Source organism: Pseudomonas sp. PF05 (assembly GCF_056521845.1).
This window is the reverse complement of sequence record NZ_JBWLPW010000011.1, coordinates 41,601-60,231: the sequence shown is the minus strand read 5'-3', so window position 1 is coordinate 60,231 and position 18,631 is coordinate 41,601. Positions and strand designations below refer to the sequence as shown.

The window sequence follows — 18,631 nt, the reverse complement described above, 5'->3', positions numbered from 1 at the left end:
GGTTCAAGTGAATAAATCGATGCTGGTTGGTGCGGTATTGGGTGCTGTCGGTGTAACAGCCGGTGGTGCGGTCGCCACCTACAGCTTGGTAAAAAGTGGCCCTGAGTATGCGCAAGTTCTGGCCGTGGAGCCGGTCAAGACCCAAATCAAGACCCCGCGTGAAGTGTGCAAGGACGTCACCGTGACTCGGCAGAAGCCGGTCCAGGACCAACACCAGATCGCCGGTACCGTGCTGGGCGCCGTAGCCGGTGGCCTGCTGGGTAACCAGATCGGTGGTGGCACCGGCAAGAAAATCGCCACCGTGGCGGGTGCGGCCGGTGGTGGTTATGCCGGTAACAAGATCCAGGAAGGCATGCAGGAGCGCGACACCTACACCACCACCCAGACTCGCTGCAACACGGTCAATGACATCAGCGACAAGGTTGTAGGCTACGACGTTCGCTACATGCTCGACGGCAAAGAAGGCAAAGTCCGCATGGATCGCGACCCGGGCAACCAGATTCCGGTGAACAAGGAAGGCCAACTGATCCTGGGGCAGAACGAACCGGCTCAGTGACCCAACCGCTATGAAAGAAGCACCCTTCGGGGTGCTTTTTTTCGCCCGCATTTTATGCCCGCAGGGGATCTGCGGCAGGCTTCGATTTCCCGGGTACCCAAATCTTCTCTGTGGGAGCAAGCTTTGCTCCCACAGGTTTTGCTCTTGCATGCTCTTGCAAATAGTTGGAGGTATGTCGAAATCCGGGCATAAAAAAAGCACCCCTAAGGGTGCTTTTCTGTAGCCGGTTGCTTAGCGCTTCAGCGAAGCCGGCAAGTGTGGCTGGATGGCGGTAAGCACAGCCTTGAAGCATTTGGTGTTGCCGGCAACGATGTGGCCTTTTTCGAGGAAGTCGTGGCCGCCGGTGAAGTCGCTCACCAAGCCGCCGGCTTCCTGGATCAGCAGGGCGCCAGCAGCCATGTCCCATTCGGACAGGCCCGATTCCCAGAACGCATCGAAACGGCCTGCAGCCACATAAGCCAGGTCCAGGCTCGCAGCGCCGGCGCGGCGGATGCCGGCGGTCTGGCCGACCAGGGCGCGGAACATGCCCAGGTAGTTGTCCAGGTTGTCCATCTGGTCGTCACGGAACGGGAAGCCGGTACCCAGCAGGGCGCCGTCCAGGCTGGTGCGGCCGCTGACGCGCAGGCGACGACCGTTCAGTTGGGCGCCACGACCACGGCTGGCGGTGAATTCTTCCTGGCGAACCGGGTCCAGCACAACGGCGTGTTCCAGGCGGCCACGGTATTTGCAGGCGATGCTGACAGCGAAGTGAGGAATGCCGCGCAAGAAGTTGGTAGTGCCGTCCAGCGGATCGATGATCCACAGGTACTCTTCGCCTTCGATGCCAGTACCGGCGTGCATGCCGGTCTCTTCACCGAGGATCGAGTGGTTCGGGTAAGCCTTGCGCAGGGCGTCGACGATTTTTTGCTCGGCGGCGCGATCAACCTCGGACACGTAGTCCTTGGCGTCTTTTTCATCGACCTTGATGGTATCCAGGCGCTCGATGGAGCGGAAGATCAGTTCACTGGCGCTGCGGGCGGCGCGCAGCGCGATATTCAGCATGGGCTGCATGGATGTGTCACCTAAGGTTGTTAAAGAAAGCCGCGCATTCTATCAGAAAGTTTTCCAAGGAGAAGGTTGGTGTTCGCTTTCATAGCTTAACGGTAGGTGCTTATGTAAAATTTGCTCCCTTTATCGTGTTCGAGAGCGCCTCCCTTGTTGCAGAACATTCGTGTCGTCCTGGTCAATACCAGCCATCCGGGTAACATCGGCGGAGCTGCGCGGGCCATGAAGAACATGGGCCTGTCGCGCCTGGTGCTGGTCGAGCCGCGCTTGTTTCCCCATCACGAAGCCGACGCCCGGGCTTCCGGTGCCGGCGACGTGCTGGCCAATGCCCAGGTCGTCGCCACACTGGAAGACGCCCTGGTGGGGTGCAACCTGGTGCTTGGCACCAGCGCCCGCGACCGGCGTATCCCCTGGCCGTTGCTCGACCCCCGCGAATGCGGCACCAAAGTGGTCGAGCAAGCCACGCAAGGCTTTGAGATTGCCCTGGTGTTCGGTCGTGAAGACTCCGGCCTGACCAACGACGAGCTGCAGCGATGTCACTTTCACGTGCATATCCCTTCCGACCCCGAATTCAGTTCCTTGAACCTGGGGGCGGCGGTGCAGGTGTTGAGTTATGAAGTGCGCATGGCTTGGCTGGCAGCCGAAGGCAAACCCAGCAAAGTCGAAAAAACCGAGGTCACGTCGCCGCGCAGTGAGACACTGGCGACAATGGACGAGCTGGAACGATTCTATGAGCACCTGGAACAGAGCCTGGTGGACATCGAGTTCCTCGATCCGGAAAAGCCGCGACACTTGATGGCGCGCCTGCGTCGGTTGTACGGACGAAGCTCGGTCAGCCGGGCGGAGATGAATATATTGCGCGGCATCCTCACGGAAACCCAGAAGGCGGCCCGTGGCGAGCTGATTAAGCGGAAGAAATAAAATGTTCGAACGTTTGCGTGAAGATATCCAAAGTGTTTTCCATCGTGACCCGGCGGCGCGCAATGCCTTTGAAGTGCTGACCTGCTACCCGGGGATGCACGCGATCTGGATCCATCGCCTGTCCGGTGCTTTGTGGAACATGGGCTGGAAGTGGCTGGCTCGGCTGGTTTCGAACTTCGGGCGCTGGCTGACCGGGATCGAGATCCATCCGGGCGCCAAGGTCGGTCGTCGGTTCTTCATCGACCATGGCATGGGTATTGTCATCGGCGAAACCGCCGAGATCGGCGACGATGTGACGCTATACCAAGGCGTGACTCTCGGCGGCACCAGTTGGAACAAAGGCAAGCGCCACCCAACCCTGGAAGACGGCGTGGTGGTGGGCGCCGGTGCCAAGGTGCTCGGGCCGTTCACGGTGGGGGCGGGGGCGAAAGTCGGCTCCAATGCCGTGGTAACCAAGGCCGTGCCGCCCGGCGCGACCGTGGTGGGTATTCCGGGGCGGATCATCGTCAAGTCCGATGACGAGCAGAGCGCGCGCCGCAAGGCCATGGCCGAGAAGATTGGCTTCGACGCCTACGGTGTCGGCGAAGACATGCCCGACCCGGTCGCCCGCGCCATCAACCAGTTGCTCGATCACCTGCAGGCCGTCGACGGCCGCCTGGAGGGGATGTGCGGCGCCCTGAAGGAACTGGGCAGTAATTACTGCGCCAAGGACCTGCCTGAACTGCGCGAGGAAGACTTTGCGTGTGTGAAGGACAAGGATGAGACCCAGGCCAGCTGAACCGAGGTGCCTGCATCGCGGGCAGGCCTTGCTCCCACAGGGGTTCTGGTTGTTACTGAACCCCTGGTTTTACAGGCGTCCTGGCTTTTAAAGGAGCCCCCTGTGGGAGTGGGGGATCCTGTGGGAGCAAAGCTTGCTCGCGACGAACGATAACGCGGTATAGCTGGTCGTTAGTCGCCTGCCTTTGCTATCATGCGCGCGCTCTTTCGCGGGTAAACCTGAGTAAAGCACTAGGTCTTATACTTGACTTAAATACTCGGGAATTGCATACTCGCCCCATTCCGAACTCCGTGGTAATTGTCCATGCGACTGACTACAAAAGGCCGATACGCCGTGACCGCAATGCTGGATCTGGCATTGCATGCGCAGCACGGGCCGGTGTCTCTGGCCGATATCTCCGAGCGCCAGGGCATTTCCTTGTCCTACCTTGAACAGCTGTTCGCCAAGCTGCGCCGTAGCAACCTGGTTTCCAGCGTTCGCGGCCCGGGCGGCGGCTACCAGTTGTCGCGCGACATGCAGGGCATCCAGGTCGCCCAGGTGATCGATGCGGTGAATGAATCGGTCGATGCGACCAAATGCCAGGGCCTTGGCGACTGCCATGGCGGCGATACTTGCCTGACCCACCACTTGTGGTGCGACCTCAGCCTGCAGATCCACGAATTTCTAAGCGGTATCAGCTTGGCTGACCTTGTAACTCGCCGTGAGGTGCAAGAAGTAGCCCAGCGTCAGGACCAGCGCCGTTGCAATGGCAAGGCGCCGCACCTGGACAAGATTGAAGCGTCCGCCGTCGAATGACCGCCGCAGAGCACGCGGAACGCCAGCCAGCCTGATTTAGGAGAGAGTCCATGAAATTGCCGATTTACCTTGATTACTCTGCGACCACCCCGGTTGATCCGCGTGTCGCGCAAAAAATGAGTGAGTGCCTGCTGGTCGACGGAAACTTCGGCAACCCGGCGTCCCGCTCCCACGTGTTCGGCTGGAAGGCCGAAGAGTCGGTCGAGAACGCTCGCCGCCAGGTCGCCGACCTGGTCAATGCCGACCCGCGTGAAATCGTTTGGACTTCCGGTGCCACCGAGTCCGACAACCTGGCAATCAAGGGTGTCGCGCACTTCTATCACACCAAGGGCAAGCACCTGATCACCTCCAAGATCGAGCACAAGGCTGTCCTGGACACCATGCGCCAACTGGAGCGTGAAGGTTTCGAAGTCACCTACATCGAGCCGGGTGAAGACGGCATCATCACTCCAGCCATGGTGGAAGCCGCCCTGCGCGACGACACCATCCTGGTTTCGATCATGCACGTGAACAACGAAATCGGCACCATCAACGACATCGCAGCCATCGGCGAGCTGACCCGCTCCAAGGGCATCCTGTTTCACGTCGATGCGGCCCAGTCCACCGGCAAGGTCGACATCGACCTGTCCAAGCTGAAAGTCGACCTGATGTCGTTCTCGGCCCACAAGACCTACGGCCCTAAAGGTATCGGCGCCCTGTACGTCAGCCGCAAGCCGCGTGTTCGCCTCGAAGCGACCATGCACGGCGGCGGTCACGAGCGCGGCATGCGCTCCGGTACCCTGGCGACCCACCAGATCGTCGGCATGGGTGAAGCCTTCCGTGTAGCCAAGGAAGACATGGCTGCCGAGAACGTGCGCATCAAGGCCCTGAGCGACCGCTTCTTCAAGCAGGTCGAGGACCTCGAAGAACTCTACGTCAACGGCAGCATGACCGCCCGCGTACCGCACAACCTGAACCTGAGCTTCAACTATGTTGAAGGCGAGTCGCTGATCATGGCGCTCAAGGATCTGGCCGTGTCGTCCGGTTCGGCGTGCACCTCGGCGTCGCTGGAGCCTTCGTACGTACTGCGCGCCCTGGGCCGCAACGACGAACTGGCCCACAGCTCGATCCGCTTCACCTTCGGCCGTTTCACCACCGAAGAAGAAATCGATTACGCCGCGCAGAAAGTCTGCGAGGCCGTTACCAAGCTGCGCGCTCTGTCGCCGCTCTGGGACATGTACAAAGACGGCGTCGACATTTCGAAAATCGAGTGGGCGGCGCACTGAAGAAGTCGCCACCAGAGCGACTCACTGATGAGGATTGAAGCAAATGGCATATAGCGAAAAGGTCATCGACCACTACGAGAACCCGCGCAACGTCGGCAAGATGGACGCGCAGGATCCTGATGTGGGCACCGGCATGGTCGGCGCCCCAGCATGCGGTGACGTGATGCGCCTGCAGATCAAGGTCAACGAGCAAGGCATCATCGAAGATGCCAAGTTCAAGACCTACGGCTGCGGTTCCGCTATCGCGTCCAGCTCCCTGGCCACCGAGTGGATGAAGGGCAAGACTCTCGACGAAGCCGAAACCATCAAGAACACCCAGCTGGCCGAAGAACTGGCCCTGCCGCCAGTGAAGATCCACTGCTCGGTACTCGCCGAAGACGCCATCAAGGCCGCCGTTCGCGATTACAAGCAGAAGAAAGGCTTGATCTGATCCGCGTTACGGTAAGGAGTTTTCCATGGCTATCCAGATGACAGAAGCGGCAGCTAAGCATGTGCAGCGCTCCCTTGCAGGGCGCGGCAAGGGCGAGGGTATCCGCCTGGGTGTTCGCACCACGGGCTGTTCCGGCCTCGCCTATGTACTGGAATTCGTCGACGAAGTCGGTGAAGACGACCAGGTGTTCGAGAGTCATGGTCAGAAAGTGATCATCGACCCGAAAAGCCTGACGTACCTGGACGGCACCGAACTGGATTTCGTCAAGGAAGGGTTGAACGAAGGCTTCAAGTTCAACAACCCCAACGTGCGCGGTGAATGTGGCTGCGGCGAAAGCTTCAACATCTGAGGCGGCTTGTGGGTACTCCTTGTCATTTTGCGTTGTTCCAGATGCAGCCCGCGTTCCAACTGGATCTCGATCAGTTGTCCGCGCGTTACCTTGAATTGGCCCGTGGCGTCCATCCCGACCGCTTTGCCGATGCTTCCGAGGCGGAGCAGCGGCGTGCGCTCGAGCAGTCTGCGAACCTCAACGAGGCGTACCAGACACTCAAGAGTCCAGCCAAGCGCGCGCGTTACCTGCTCGCCATCAGCGGCCATGAGTTGCCGCTGGAGGTCACGGTCCACGATCCCGAGTTTCTTTTGCAGCAGATGCAATGGCGCGAAGAGCTCGAAGACCTGCAGGACAGCGCCGACCTGGCCGGTGTCGCGGTATTCAAGCGTCGCTTGAAAGACGCCCAGCTAGAAGTGAACGAAAGCTTCGCAGCCTGCTGGAACGATGCCGCGCAACGCGAACAGGCCGAACGCCTGATGCGGCGCATGCAGTTCCTCGACAAGCTCACCTACGAAGTGCGCCAGCTCGAAGAGCGCCTCGACGATTAACCCAGTGCCGCTCCGGTCGCACGCCTGATTACAGATAAGTCCTGATTACGATGGCCCTACTGCAGATCGCCGAACCCGGCCAAAGTCCACAACCGCACCAGCGTCGCCTGGCTGTCGGGATCGACTTGGGTACCACCAATTCCCTGGTCGCTGCCTTGCGCAGCGGTCTTTCCGAACCGCTGGCCGACGAGCAGGGGCGGGTGATCCTGCCGTCCGCCGTACGCTATCACGCCGATCGCGTTGAAGTGGGCGAGTCGGCCAAGCTGGCCGCCGCCACCGACCCTTTGAACACCATCGTGTCGGTCAAGCGCTTGATGGGTCGTGGTCTGTCCGACGTCAAGCAATTGGGCGACCAACTGCCGTACCGCTTCGTCGGTGGCCAATCCCACATGCCGTTCATCGAAACCGTACAAGGCCCGAAAAGCCCGGTAGAGGTTTCCGCCGACATCCTCAAGGTCCTGCGCCAGCGCGCCGAAGCGGCATTGGGCGGTGAATTGGTGGGCGCGGTCATTACCGTCCCGGCTTATTTCGACGACGCACAGCGCCAAGCCACCAAGGATGCGGCCAAGCTCGCCGGCCTGAACGTGCTGCGCCTGCTCAACGAACCGACCGCCGCTGCGGTGGCGTATGGCCTGGACCAGCATGCCGAAGGCCTGGTCGCCATCTACGACCTGGGCGGCGGCACTTTCGATATCTCCATCCTGCGCCTGACTGGCGGTGTTTTCGAAGTCCTGGCTACCGGCGGCGACAGCGCCCTGGGCGGCGATGATTTCGACCACGCCATCGCTGGCTGGATCATCGAGCAAGCCGGCTTGTCCGCTGACCTCGACCCGGGTGCGCAGCGCCAGTTGCTGCAAACCGCCTGCGCCGCCAAGGAAGCCTTGACCGACGCCGCCACGGTTGAAGTCGCTTATGGCGACTGGAAAGCCGCGCTGACCCGCGAAGCCTTCGATGCTCTGATCGAACCCATGGTCGCCCGCAGCCTCAAGGCCTGCCGCCGTGCCGTGCGTGATTCCGGTGTGGAGCTCGAGGACGTCAAGGCCGTGGTCATGGTCGGTGGTTCGACCCGCGTACCTCGGGTTCGCGAAGCCGTTGCCGAGGCCTTTGGCCGCCAGCCGCTGACTGAAATCGACCCGGACCAGGTGGTTGCCATCGGCGCCGCGATCCAGGCCGATACCCTGGCCGGCAACAAGCGCGATGGCGGCGAACTGCTGTTGCTCGACGTGATCCCGTTGTCCCTGGGGCTGGAAACCATGGGCGGCCTGATGGAGAAGGTGATTCCGCGTAACACCACCATCCCGGTTGCTCGCGCCCAGGACTTCACCACCTATAAAGACGGCCAGTCGGCCATGATGATCCACGTGCTGCAAGGCGAGCGTGAGCTGATCAGCGACTGCCGCTCCCTGGCCCGCTTCGAATTGCGCGGCATCCCGGCCATGGTCGCCGGTGCGGCGAAGATCCGCGTGACCTTCCAGGTCGATGCCGACGGCTTGCTCAACGTTTCCGCCCGCGAACTGGGTTCGGGCGTCGAGGCCAGCATCCAGGTCAAGCCGTCCTATGGCCTGACCGACGGCGAAATCGCCAAGATGCTCAAGGATTCCTTCCAGCACGCCAGCGACGACAAGGTCGCCCGCGTATTGCGCGAGCAACAGGTCGACGCCCAGCGCCTGATCGAAGCCGTGCAAGGTGCCCTGGAGGCTGATGGCGAGCGCTTGTTGGACGCTGAAGAGCGCATGGTCATCGAACTGCAAATGCAGGAACTGTCCGAATTGATCAAGGGCACCGATGGTTATGCCATCGAGCAACAGACCAAGCGTCTGTCGCACGTCACCGATGCCTTTGCTGCCCGCCGCCTGGACTCGACGGTGAAAGCCGCCCTGGCGGGGCGCAACCTGAATGAAATCGAGGAATAACTGATGCCGCAGGTGATTTTTCTGCCCCACGAGAAGTTCTGTCCGGAGGGCATGGTCGTGGAGGCTGAGCCCGGAATCTCGATTCTCGAGCTGGCCCATGAGCACCATATCGAGATGGAAAGTGCCTGTGGCGGCGTTTGTGCTTGCACGACGTGCCATTGCATCATTCGTGAAGGCTTCGATTCGCTGGAAGAGGCTGACGAGCTGGAAGAGGATTTTCTTGACCGTGCCTGGGGGCTTGAGCCGCAGTCGCGCCTGGGTTGCCAGGCCATCGTCGGCACCGAAGACCTGACCGTCGAGATCCCGAGATATTCGCTTAACCATGCGGCCGAAGCGCCGCACTGATGGTGACACTGTCATGAGCTATGGTTGGAATGATGTACAACGCATCGCAGAAGAACTGGCCGAAGCCAAGCCGGACGTGGATCCGCTGAAGGTCAATTTCGTCGATCTGCAGCACTGGATCATGGAGCTTCCCGGTTTCGACAGTACCTCTGGCCGTTGTGGCGAGAAGGTCTTGGAAGCGGTCCAGACGCTCTGGATCGAAGAAATCGACTGATCGACCCGGCAGGTTAGGCAATACCCCTGAACCCGCGTATAATTCGCGGGTTTAATTTTTCGCAAATTACCGTTTCTGGAGTTACACCATGGCTGTTCAACGTACTTTCTCCATCATCAAGCCTGACGCCGTTGCTAAAAACGTGATCGGCAAGATCGTTACCCGTTTCGAAGACGCTGGCCTGCGCGTTGTAGCTTCGAAAATGAAGCAACTGTCCAAAGCCGAAGCCGAAGGCTTCTACGCTGAGCACAGCGAGCGCGGTTTCTTCGGTGAGCTGGTTGCTTTCATGACTTCCGGTCCGGTTGTCGTTCAGGTGCTGGAAGGTGAAAACGCTATCGCTCGCAACCGTGAGCTGATGGGCGCTACCAACCCTAAAGAAGCCGCTGCCGGCACCATCCGTGCTGACTTCGCTGAGTCCATCGACGCCAACGCCGTTCACGGTTCGGACTCCGAAGCCGCTGCTGCTCGCGAAATCGCTTACTTTTTCTCCGCTACTGAAGTAACCACTCGCTAAGCCCAGGCTTTTGAGTGAAGGTGAATCCATGACTACATCGAACGGCAAAACCAACCTGTTGGGCCTGACCCAGCCGGAAATGGAGAAATTCTTCGACTCGATCGGGGAGAAGCGTTTCCGTGCCGGCCAGGTGATGAAATGGATTCACCACTTTGGCGTCGACGACTTCGACGCCATGACGAATGTCGGCAAGGCCCTGCGCGAAAAGCTCAAGGCTGTTGCCGAGATTCGTGGCCCCGAAGTGGTCAGCCAGGACATTTCCAGCGACGGCACCCGCAAGTGGGTGGTGCGCGTGGCGTCCGGCAGCTGCGTCGAGACCGTGTACATTCCCCAGGGCAAACGCGGCACCTTGTGCGTTTCGTCCCAGGCAGGCTGTGCCCTGGATTGCAGTTTCTGCTCCACCGGCAAGCAAGGCTTCAATAGCAACCTCACCGCCGCCGAAGTGATCGGCCAGGTGTGGATTGCCAACAAATCCTTTGGCAGCGTCCCGGCGACCGTCGACCGTGCCATCACCAACGTGGTGATGATGGGCATGGGTGAGCCGCTGCTGAACTTCGACAACGTCGTTTCCGCCATGCACCTGATGATGGACGACCTGGGCTACGGCATCTCCAAGCGCCGCGTGACCCTGTCCACCTCCGGCGTGGTGCCGATGATCGATGAGCTGGCCAAGCACATCGACGTCTCCCTGGCGTTGTCGCTGCACGCACCCAATGACGCATTGCGTAACCAATTGGTGCCGATCAACAAGAAGTATCCGCTTAAGATGCTGCTCGAGTCGTGCCAGCGCTACATGTCGTCCCTGGGCGAAAAGCGCGTGCTGACCATCGAGTACACACTGCTCAAGGATGTGAACGACAAGGTCGAGCACGCGGTCGAGATGATCGAGCTGCTCAAGAACATCCCGTGCAAGATCAACCTGATCCCGTTCAACCCGTTCCCGCATTCCGGTTACGAGCGTCCGAGCAACAACGCGATTCGTCGCTTCCAGGATCAGCTGCACCACGCCGGCTTCAACGTCACCGTGCGCACCACCCGCGGCGAAGACATCGACGCCGCCTGTGGCCAATTGGTAGGACAGGTGCTGGATCGCACCCGTCGCAGCGAGCGCTACATTGCCGTGCGTGAGTTGAACGCCGCGGACGATGCAGTGCAAAACGCTGCGAACAGTCACTAAGAGAGGAACTCTATGTCCCTGCGCTTCGCGCTCGTTTTGCTGTTGGCCGGCCTTTGTTCCGGTTGTGTCCTGTCGGGTGACTACAACCCCATGAGGACCAGCAAAGGGCGCGACGAGGCCCGTGTGGCCTACGTGCAGTTGGGCATCGGCTACCTGCAGCAGGGCATGACCGAGCGGGCCAAGGTGCCGCTCAAGAAAGCCCTGGAACTGGACGACTCCGACGCCGATGCCAATGCGGCCCTGGCCCTGGTGTTCCAGGCCGAGATGGAGCCGGGGCTGGCCGATGAGCATTTTCGCAAGGCGCTCTCGGCTCGCCCGCAAGACGCACGGATCCTGAACAACTACGGCAGCTTTCTTTTCGAGCAGAAGCGCTACAAGGACGCCTACGAGCGCTTCGAGCAGGCTGCCGCCGACACCCTTTACCCTGAGCGTTCGCGGGTTTTCGAAAACCTCGGCATGACAGCCTCGCAGTTGGGCTGGCGTGACCTGGCCCGCCAGCATCTGGAAAAGGCGTTGCGGCTCAACCGCCAGCAGCCGCGGGCGCTGTTGGAAATGGCTGAGTTGTCTTACGAAGACAGGCATTATGTGCCCGCGCGCGACTACTACGAACGTTTTAACCTGCTGAGCGAGCAAAATGCACGTAGTCTATTGCTCGGCGTTCGGCTGGCACATGTGTTTGAAGATCGCGACAAGGCTGCAAGTTACGCCTTGCAACTCAAAAGACTCTATCCCGGTACGCCGGAATATCAGCAATACCTGTCGGAGCAATGATGAAAGCGGCGCATCCCGAAGTTGTAGCAGCGACTCGCGTAAATCCCGGTGAGACCCTGCGTCAAGCCCGCGAAAACAATGGCTGGTCGCTGGCCGAAGTGGCCCTCAAGCTCAATCTCACCGTGGCTTCCTTGGGCAATCTGGAAGCGGGCGCGTTCGACAAGCTGCCTGGGCATACCTTTGCCCGGGGCTATATCCGCGCCTATGCCAAGTTGCTCGGCATGGACCAGACCTTGCTGGTCCAGCAATTCGATCAGTACACCGGTTCCGATGCCCAGGGCAGCAGCGTGCACAGCCTGGGACACATCGAGGAGCCGGTTCGTGTTTCCCACACCATTTTGCGAATCGTCAGCCTGTTGCTGCTGATCGCGGTGATTGGTGGCGGTTTTGTCTGGTGGCAGGAGCAGGCGTCCTTGCGCAACAAGGAGCCAGTCGTCATGAACCCTGAGCACGTTGAGGTCGAGGGTGCCGACGGCACTACGCAGATCCATCCGCTGGACGAGCCGGAAGACCAGGCTGTCGTCGAAGGGCAGGCCGCTGGCGAAACCACCCTGGCGTTGCCACAAAGCCAGGACGCCGCCGATGCCCAGGCGGGTGCCGAGCCACCTGTGCCAGCGCCAGACGCACCAACAACGCCGGCTGCACCGATCACCGGCAGTGCTCCGGTTGCCACGGCGCCAGCCGCACCGAGCGTACCAGCGCCAACCGTGGCTGCGCCTGCGGCCCACGCCGCTCCAGCCGTCCCGGCGGCGCCAGTGGCTCCGGCCGCTCCAGCCGCCCCGGTCTCGGGTGAAGGCCAGGTACAGATTCAATTTGTCGCCGACTGCTGGACGCAGATCACCGATGGTAACGGCAAGGTGCTGTTCAGTGGCCTCAAGCGCAAGGGCGACAGCACCTCCGTCAACGGCAAGCCACCCTTTGCCGTACGCCTGGGTTATGCCCGTGGCGCGCAGGTCAGCTACAACGGCCAGCCGGTCGACATCGCTCCGTTCACCAGTGGCGAGACCGCTCGCCTGAAGTTGGGTCAATAAGTCATGCACGGCGAATCTCCAATCAAGCGTCGCGAATCCCGAAAGATCTGGGTCGGCAACGTGCCCGTGGGCGGCGATGCGCCTATCGCTGTGCAGAGCATGACCAACAGCGACACCAATGACGTGGCCGCCACGGTCGCGCAAATCAACCGCCTGGAAGCCGCCGGTGTCGACATCGTGCGCGTATCCGTGCCGGACATGGACGCCGCCGAGGCGTTCGGCAAGATCAAGCAATTGGTCAAGGTCCCCTTGGTGGCCGACATCCACTTCGACTACCGCATCGCCTTGCGCGTGGCCGAGTTGGGCGTCGACTGCCTGCGCATCAACCCGGGCAACATCGGTCGCGAAGACCGGGTACGTGCCGTGGTGGATGCCGCCCGCGACCGGGGCATCCCGATCCGCATCGGCGTGAACGCCGGTTCCCTGGAAAAAGACCTGCAAAAGAAATACGGCGAACCGACCCCGGCGGCACTGGTGGAGTCGGCCCTGCGCCACGTCGAGCACCTCGAGCGCCTGAATTTCCAGGACTTCAAGGTCAGCGTGAAGGCCTCCGACGTGTTCATGGCCGTCGAAGCGTACCGTCTGCTGGCCAAGGAAATCGTCCAGCCGCTGCACCTGGGCATCACCGAAGCCGGTGGGTTGCGTTCGGGCACGGTGAAATCCGCCGTCGGCCTCGGTATGCTGCTCGCCGAAGGGATTGGCGATACCATCCGTATCTCGTTGGCGGCCGACCCGGTCGAGGAAGTGAAAGTCGGCTACGACATTCTCAAGTCCCTGCACCTGCGTTCCCGTGGCATCAACTTCATCGCCTGCCCGAGCTGCTCGCGGCAGAACTTCGATGTGGTCAAGACCATGAACGAGCTGGAAGGGCGCCTCGAAGACCTGCTGGTGCCGCTGGATGTCGCGGTCATCGGTTGCGTGGTCAACGGGCCGGGCGAAGCCAAGGAGGCCCACATCGGCCTGACTGGCGGTACACCGAACCTGATTTACATCGACGGCAAGCCGTCGCAGAAACTGACGAATGACAATCTGGTGGATGAGCTGGAACGGCTGATCCGCCAGAAAGCGGCCGAAAAGGTCGAAGCCGACGCAGCGGTCATCGCGCGCGGTTAAGTCGAAAGATTAAGGAATACACGTGAGCAAGTCCCTGCAAGCCATTCGTGGCATGAACGACATCCTGCCCGAGCAGACGCCCCTGTGGCGTTATTTCGAGGGCACCGTGGCGCGCCTGCTGGATAACTACGGCTACCGACAGATCCGCATGCCGATCGTCGAGTTCACCGAGCTGTTCAAGCGCTCCATCGGTGAAGTGACCGACATCGTCGAAAAAGAGATGTACACCTTCGACGACCGCAACGGCGACTCCCTGACCCTGCGCCCAGAAGGCACGGCGGCCTGCGTGCGTGCGGTGCTCGAACACGGCATCACCGGCGGCGGCCAGGTGCAGAAACTCTGGTACATCGGCCCGATGTTCCGTCACGAGCGCCCGCAGAAAGGCCGTTATCGCCAGTTCCACCAGATTGGTTGCGAGGTGTTCAACCTTGACGGTCCGGACATCGACGCCGAACTGATCGTGCTGACCTGGCGCCTGTGGGGCGAGCTGGGCATCCGTGATGCGGTCAAGCTTGAGCTCAACAGCCTGGGCACCAGCGAGTCCCGTGGCCGCTACCGTGAAGCCTTGGTGGAGTTTCTTAGCGCCCACCTGGACAAGCTGGACGAAGACAGCCAGCGTCGCTTGAAGACCAACCCTCTGCGGGTACTGGACACCAAGAACCCGGACACCCAGGCCGTACTGGTGGGTGCGCCAAAAATGGCCGACTACCTGGACGAAGAGTCCCGCGTGCATTTCGAGGGGCTCAAGGCCCGTCTGGACGCCGCCGGCATTCCCTACGTGATCAACCCGAAACTGGTCCGTGGCCTGGATTACTACAGCAAGACCGTATTCGAATGGGTCACCGACAAGCTCGGCGCCCAGGGCACCGTGTGTGCCGGTGGCCGTTACGACGGGCTGGTAGAACAGATGGGCGGCAAGCCGACGTCGGGCGTGGGCTTTGCCATGGGCATCGAGCGCCTGGTGCTGATGCTTGAGGCCCTGGACAAGGTGCCAGAGGAACTGGCCCGTCAGGTCGACGTTTACCTGTGCGCCTTCGGTGAAGCAGCCGAACTGGCGGCCCTGACGTTGAGCGAGCGGGTCCGCGACCAGTTGCCCAACCTGCGCCTGCAGATCAACGCCGGCGCCGGCAGCTTCAAGAGCCAGTTCAAGAAGGCCGACAAGAGCGGTGCGCTGTATGCACTGATCCTCGGTGACGACGAACTGGCCCAACAAGTGGTAGGTTTCAAACCCCTGCGTGGCCAGGGCGAACAACAAAGCATTGCCTGGGATGCGCTTGCTGCACACCTGGCCACCTGCGTCGTGCAGGGTTGAAGCTGTCAAACAGCCGATTTAGCGATTAAGGAGTATTGGGGTGTCGAGTACCGAAGATGAACAGCTGGCGGATTTGAAGGACTGGTGGACGCGCAACGGCAAGCCGCTGGTCACTGGCGGCCTGTTGGCGCTGGTCATCGTGTTCGGCTGGCAGGCCTACCAGAAATACCAGAGCAACCAGTCGCAAGGCGCCTCGGTGCTCTACCAGCAATTGCTGGAAACCACCCTGACCCCGGACGGCAAGCCTGATGCTGCCCGCGTGGTGGACCTGGCCGGCAAGCTGGACAAGGAATTCGGCGGCACCGCCTATGCGCAGTTCGGTCGCCTGTTCGTGGCCAAGGTAGCGGTGGACAGCGGCAAGCTGGACGACGCGGCCACCGAGCTCAAAGGTATCGTCGACGAACCGGCCAACCCGACCCTGGGCGAAGTGGCGCGTCAGCGCCTGGCGCAGGTGCTGGCGGCACAGAACAAGGCCGAAGACGCCTTGAAGCTGCTCGACGGTGATGCCGACAAGGCATTCCTGGCGACCCGCGAGGAACTCAAGGGCGACCTGCTGGTACAGCTGGGCCGTGCCGATGAAGCCCATGCGGCCTACCAAAAAGCCAAGGCTGCGCTGTCGGATGAAGCCGCAGTCGGTGGCCTGCAAATCAAGCTGGACGACCTGGCCAAAGGGGATGCGTGACGTGATCCGTTGGAAACATGCAGCATTGCTGGCTCTGGCCATTCTGGCCGCGGGTTGCAGCAGCAACAGCAAGAAAGAACTGCCTCCGGCCGAACTGACCGACTTCAAAGAAGAAGTCGTGCTGCAGAAGCAGTGGAGCCGTTCCATCGGCGATGGCCAGGGTGAAACCTACAACATGCTGGTGCCAGCCATTGATGGCGACACCCTCTATGCCGGCGACGTCACGGGCGTCGTCATGGCCATGGATCGCATGAACGGCGACGTCAAATGGAAGAAAGATCTTGAACTGCCTGTTTCCGGCGCCGTTGGCGTGGGTTATGGCCTGGTCATGATCGGCACGCTCAAGGGCGAGATCGTCGCCCTGGACGCGAGCAGCGGTGAAGAGAAATGGCGCGCCCGCGTCAGCAGTGAAGTGCTCGCACCGCCGGCCACCAATGGTGACGTGGTGGTGGTCCAGACCCAGGATGATCGCTTGATCGGCCTGGATGCTGCCACCGGCAACCAACGCTGGTTGTACGACAGCACCCCGGCGGTACTGACCCTGCGCGGCACCAGCGCGCCGATCGTCACCAACCGCCTGGCGGTGGCTGGCTTGTCGACCGGTAAAGTGGTGGCCCTGGATATCTCCAACGGCGTGCCGGTCTGGGAACAGCGCGTAGCGATCCCGCAAGGTCGTTCGGAACTGGAGCGCGTGGTCGACATCGACGGCGGCCTGCTGCTGTCCGGCGGTACGTTGTACGTCGCCAGCTACCAGGGCCGCGTTGCAGCACTGGACCTGGAAAGCGGTCGTGCGCTGTGGCAGCGCGATGCGTCCAGTTACGCCGGTGTCGCCCAAGGTTTTGGCAGCGTCTACGTGAGCCTGTCCTCGGGCACCGTCGAAGGCGTCGACGAGCGTTCCACCACCGCATTGTGGAGCAACGACTCCCTGGCCCGTCGTCAACTGTCGGCCCCGGAAGTGTTCTCCAGCTACGTCGCAGTGGGTGACATGGAAGGTTACCTGCACCTGCTCAGCCAGGTGGACGGTCGTTTCGTCGGCCGTGAGCGCATCGACAGCGACGGCTTGCGTGCCCGTCCGCTGGTGGTGGGCGACATGATCTATGTGTATGGCAACAGCGGCAAACTGGAAGCCCTGACCATCAAGTAAGACTATGCTTGGGGCTAATCCCCCCAAGCGGCCTTGTTCACAAGGTTTGCAGGGCTTGCACAGACTGCCCCGAGCACCAGCCGCTGCCTCGCAGCGGCTTTTGTATTTTCTGAAATAACGAAGTGGAGAGCCGCATGGTTCCCGTAATCGCCCTGGTGGGCCGACCGAACGTCGGCAAGTCCACCTTGTTCAACCGCCTGACCAGGACTCGCGACGCCATTGTCGGCGACTTGTCCGGTCTGACCCGTGATCGCCAATACGGTGAGGCCAAGTGGCAAGGGCGTACCTATATTCTGGTCGACACCGGCGGCATCTCCGGTGATGAACACGGCATGGACGAAAAAATGGCCGAGCAGTCGCTGCTCGCCATTGAAGAAGCCGATGTGGTGCTGTTCCTGGTAGACGCCAAGGCCGGTTTTACAGCCGCCGACCAGATGATCGCCGAGCATTTGCGCAAGCGTAACAAGCGTTCCTATGTGGTCGCCAACAAGGTCGACAACATCGACCCGGACATGGCCCGCGCCGAATTCGCACCGTTGGGCATGGGCCAGGCGATCCCGATCGCCGGCGCCCACGGTCGTGGCATCACCCAGATGCTGGAAATCGCCCTGGAGAGTTTCCCCAAGGACGACGAGGAAGAACCGGAAGAGGGCGAGGAAGAGATCGTTGCCGAAGGCGAGGAAGCCAAGCGCATTCCGGGCCCAAGCGAAAAAGACGGGATCAAGATCGCCATCATCGGCCGGCCGAACGTGGGCAAGTCGACGCTGGTCAACCGCATGCTCGGTGAAGACCGGGTCATCGTCTACGACCAGCCCGGCACCACCCGCGACAGCATCTACATTCCCTTCGAGCGTAACGAAGAGAAGTACACGCTGATCGACACCGCCGGTGTGCGCAAGCGCGGCAAGATCCATGAAGAAGTTGAAAAGTTCTCCGTGGTCAAGACCCTGCAGGCGATCAAAGACGCCAACGTGGTGATCTTCGTGATGGACGCCCGCGAAGGCGTGGTCGATCACGACCTGAACCTGCTGGGCTTTGCCCTGGAAGCCGGTCGTGCGTTGGTCATCGCGATCAACAAGTGGGACGGCATGACGCCGAGCGAACGGGATTTCGTCAAGGTCGAATTGCAGCGCCGCCTGTTCTTCGTCGACTTCGCCGACATCCACTTCATCTCGGCCTTGCACGGCACGGGCGTGGGCAACCTCTACGCTTCGGTGCAGAACTCGTTCAAGTCGGCGGTGACCCGCTGGCCGACCAACCGCCTCACCCAGATCCTCGAAGATGCGGTAGGCGAGCACGCGCCACCGATGGTCAACAACCGCCGTATCAAGCTGCGCTATGCCCACTTGGGCGGTGCCAACCCGCCGATTATCGTGATCCACGGTAACCAGATCGAGAAGGTGCCCAAGTCGTACGTTCGTTACCTGGAGAACACCTATCGTCGCGTCCTGAAGCTGGTCGGCACGCCGATCCGCATCGAGTTCAAGGGCGGCGAAAACCCGTACGAAGGCAACAAGAACACGCTCACCGACCGCCAGGTCAACAAGAAGCGCCGCTTGATGTCGCACCACAAGAAGGCCGACAAGAAGCGCCGCGACAAGCGCTGACCCAGGCTTCTCCCGGGACCGCTTTTGTGGCGAGGGAGCAAGCTCCCTCGCCACAGAGTTTTCCTGCGATTCGGTGACAAGAAAAGGGTGCCCTGGGTGGCACCCTTTTTCATGCCCGGCGATTGGGCTATCCTCGAGCT

At 61.1% G+C, this 18,631-nt stretch carries 21 protein-coding genes; 20 read left to right on the top strand and 1 reads right to left on the bottom strand.

What is annotated here, in order from left to right:
* Window positions 1-7 precede the first annotated feature (7 nt).
* Window positions 8-556 (top strand): glycine zipper 2TM domain-containing protein, encoded by a 549-nt coding sequence (locus AC09SL_RS18875; protein WP_003197986.1) that lies wholly within the window; start codon window positions 8-10, stop codon window positions 554-556.
* 231 nt (window positions 557-787) lie between these two features.
* On the opposite strand, the gene suhB is transcribed toward AC09SL_RS18875, so the two are convergent.
* Window positions 788-1,606 carry a type III secretion system regulator SuhB gene (gene suhB / locus AC09SL_RS18870; protein WP_003185165.1) on the bottom strand — a complete coding sequence of 273 codons (819 nt, stop codon included), beginning with the start codon at window positions 1,604-1,606 and terminating at the stop codon, window positions 788-790.
* Window positions 1,607-1,750: 144 nt separating this feature from the next.
* Here suhB and trmJ point away from each other — a divergent pair, with 144 nt between their 5' ends.
* The 19 genes from trmJ (at window position 1,751) to der (ending at window position 18,491) form a co-directional block, all read left to right on the top strand.
* Entirely contained in the window at window positions 1,751-2,521 is a 771-nt protein-coding gene (trmJ, locus tag AC09SL_RS18865; RefSeq protein WP_058546906.1) for a tRNA (cytosine(32)/uridine(32)-2'-O)-methyltransferase TrmJ, read from the top strand.
* Window position 2,522: 1 nt separating this feature from the next.
* Window positions 2,523-3,299, top strand: coding sequence for a serine O-acetyltransferase (gene cysE, locus AC09SL_RS18860; RefSeq protein WP_064107081.1), 777 nt, complete (start codon window positions 2,523-2,525; stop codon window positions 3,297-3,299).
* Between the two features lie 303 nt (window positions 3,300-3,602).
* The gene (gene iscR / locus AC09SL_RS18855; RefSeq protein ID WP_024777044.1) at window positions 3,603-4,094 is read left to right on the top strand and encodes a Fe-S cluster assembly transcriptional regulator IscR; all 492 of its coding nucleotides are present in this window, start codon (window positions 3,603-3,605) and stop codon (window positions 4,092-4,094) included.
* A 50-nt stretch (window positions 4,095-4,144) separates the two neighbouring features.
* Complete coding sequence (locus AC09SL_RS18850; protein WP_058542524.1) at window positions 4,145-5,359, top strand: IscS subfamily cysteine desulfurase; 1,215 nt, start codon at window positions 4,145-4,147, stop codon at window positions 5,357-5,359.
* A 43-nt stretch (window positions 5,360-5,402) separates the two neighbouring features.
* Window positions 5,403-5,789, top strand: coding sequence for a Fe-S cluster assembly scaffold IscU (gene iscU, locus AC09SL_RS18845; RefSeq protein WP_003185157.1), 387 nt, complete (start codon window positions 5,403-5,405; stop codon window positions 5,787-5,789).
* Window positions 5,790-5,814: 25 nt separating this feature from the next.
* Entirely contained in the window at window positions 5,815-6,138 is a 324-nt protein-coding gene (iscA, locus tag AC09SL_RS18840) for an iron-sulfur cluster assembly protein IscA (RefSeq protein WP_030139597.1), read from the top strand.
* A gap of 8 nt (window positions 6,139-6,146) precedes the next feature.
* Complete coding sequence (gene hscB, locus AC09SL_RS18835; RefSeq protein ID WP_058542525.1) at window positions 6,147-6,668, top strand: co-chaperone HscB; 522 nt, start codon at window positions 6,147-6,149, stop codon at window positions 6,666-6,668.
* Window positions 6,669-6,718: 50 nt separating this feature from the next.
* Window positions 6,719-8,581, top strand: coding sequence for a Fe-S protein assembly chaperone HscA (gene hscA, locus AC09SL_RS18830; protein ID WP_058542526.1), 1,863 nt, complete (start codon window positions 6,719-6,721; stop codon window positions 8,579-8,581).
* A 3-nt stretch (window positions 8,582-8,584) separates the two neighbouring features.
* Complete coding sequence (gene fdx / locus AC09SL_RS18825) at window positions 8,585-8,926, top strand: ISC system 2Fe-2S type ferredoxin (RefSeq protein ID WP_058542527.1); 342 nt, start codon at window positions 8,585-8,587, stop codon at window positions 8,924-8,926.
* Between the two features lie 13 nt (window positions 8,927-8,939).
* Complete coding sequence (gene iscX, locus AC09SL_RS18820) at window positions 8,940-9,140, top strand: Fe-S cluster assembly protein IscX (protein WP_058542528.1); 201 nt, start codon at window positions 8,940-8,942, stop codon at window positions 9,138-9,140.
* A gap of 88 nt (window positions 9,141-9,228) precedes the next feature.
* Window positions 9,229-9,654 carry a nucleoside-diphosphate kinase gene (gene ndk / locus AC09SL_RS18815; RefSeq protein ID WP_042727994.1) on the top strand — a complete coding sequence of 142 codons (426 nt, stop codon included), beginning with the start codon at window positions 9,229-9,231 and terminating at the stop codon, window positions 9,652-9,654.
* Window positions 9,655-9,682: 28 nt separating this feature from the next.
* On the top strand, window positions 9,683-10,831 hold the full coding sequence (gene rlmN / locus AC09SL_RS18810) for a dual-specificity RNA methyltransferase RlmN (protein WP_053118626.1): 1,149 nt from the start codon (window positions 9,683-9,685) through the stop codon (window positions 10,829-10,831).
* A gap of 12 nt (window positions 10,832-10,843) precedes the next feature.
* Window positions 10,844-11,602, top strand: a complete 759-nt coding sequence (gene pilW / locus AC09SL_RS18805; RefSeq protein WP_058542529.1) for a type IV pilus biogenesis/stability protein PilW — start codon at window positions 10,844-10,846, stop codon at window positions 11,600-11,602.
* Entirely contained in the window at window positions 11,602-12,633 is a 1,032-nt protein-coding gene (locus AC09SL_RS18800) for a RodZ domain-containing protein (RefSeq protein WP_058542530.1), read from the top strand. The genes pilW and AC09SL_RS18800 overlap by 1 nt, the downstream gene beginning before the upstream one ends.
* 3 nt (window positions 12,634-12,636) lie before the next feature.
* Window positions 12,637-13,746, top strand: a complete 1,110-nt coding sequence (gene ispG / locus AC09SL_RS18795; protein ID WP_003185136.1) for a flavodoxin-dependent (E)-4-hydroxy-3-methylbut-2-enyl-diphosphate synthase — start codon at window positions 12,637-12,639, stop codon at window positions 13,744-13,746.
* Between the two features lie 22 nt (window positions 13,747-13,768).
* The gene (gene hisS, locus AC09SL_RS18790; protein WP_058542531.1) at window positions 13,769-15,058 is read left to right on the top strand and encodes a histidine--tRNA ligase; all 1,290 of its coding nucleotides are present in this window, start codon (window positions 13,769-13,771) and stop codon (window positions 15,056-15,058) included.
* Between the two features lie 40 nt (window positions 15,059-15,098).
* Window positions 15,099-15,740 carry a YfgM family protein gene (locus AC09SL_RS18785; RefSeq protein ID WP_058542532.1) on the top strand — a complete coding sequence of 214 codons (642 nt, stop codon included), beginning with the start codon at window positions 15,099-15,101 and terminating at the stop codon, window positions 15,738-15,740.
* Window positions 15,733-16,884: an outer membrane protein assembly factor BamB gene (gene bamB / locus AC09SL_RS18780; RefSeq protein WP_058542533.1), complete on the top strand. Its 1,152-nt coding sequence runs from the start codon at window positions 15,733-15,735 to the stop codon at window positions 16,882-16,884. Before AC09SL_RS18785 ends, bamB begins: the two co-directional genes overlap by 8 nt.
* Window positions 16,885-17,018: 134 nt before the next feature.
* Entirely contained in the window at window positions 17,019-18,491 is a 1,473-nt protein-coding gene (gene der / locus AC09SL_RS18775) for a ribosome biogenesis GTPase Der (protein WP_058542534.1), read from the top strand.
* Window positions 18,492-18,631 lie beyond the last annotated feature (140 nt).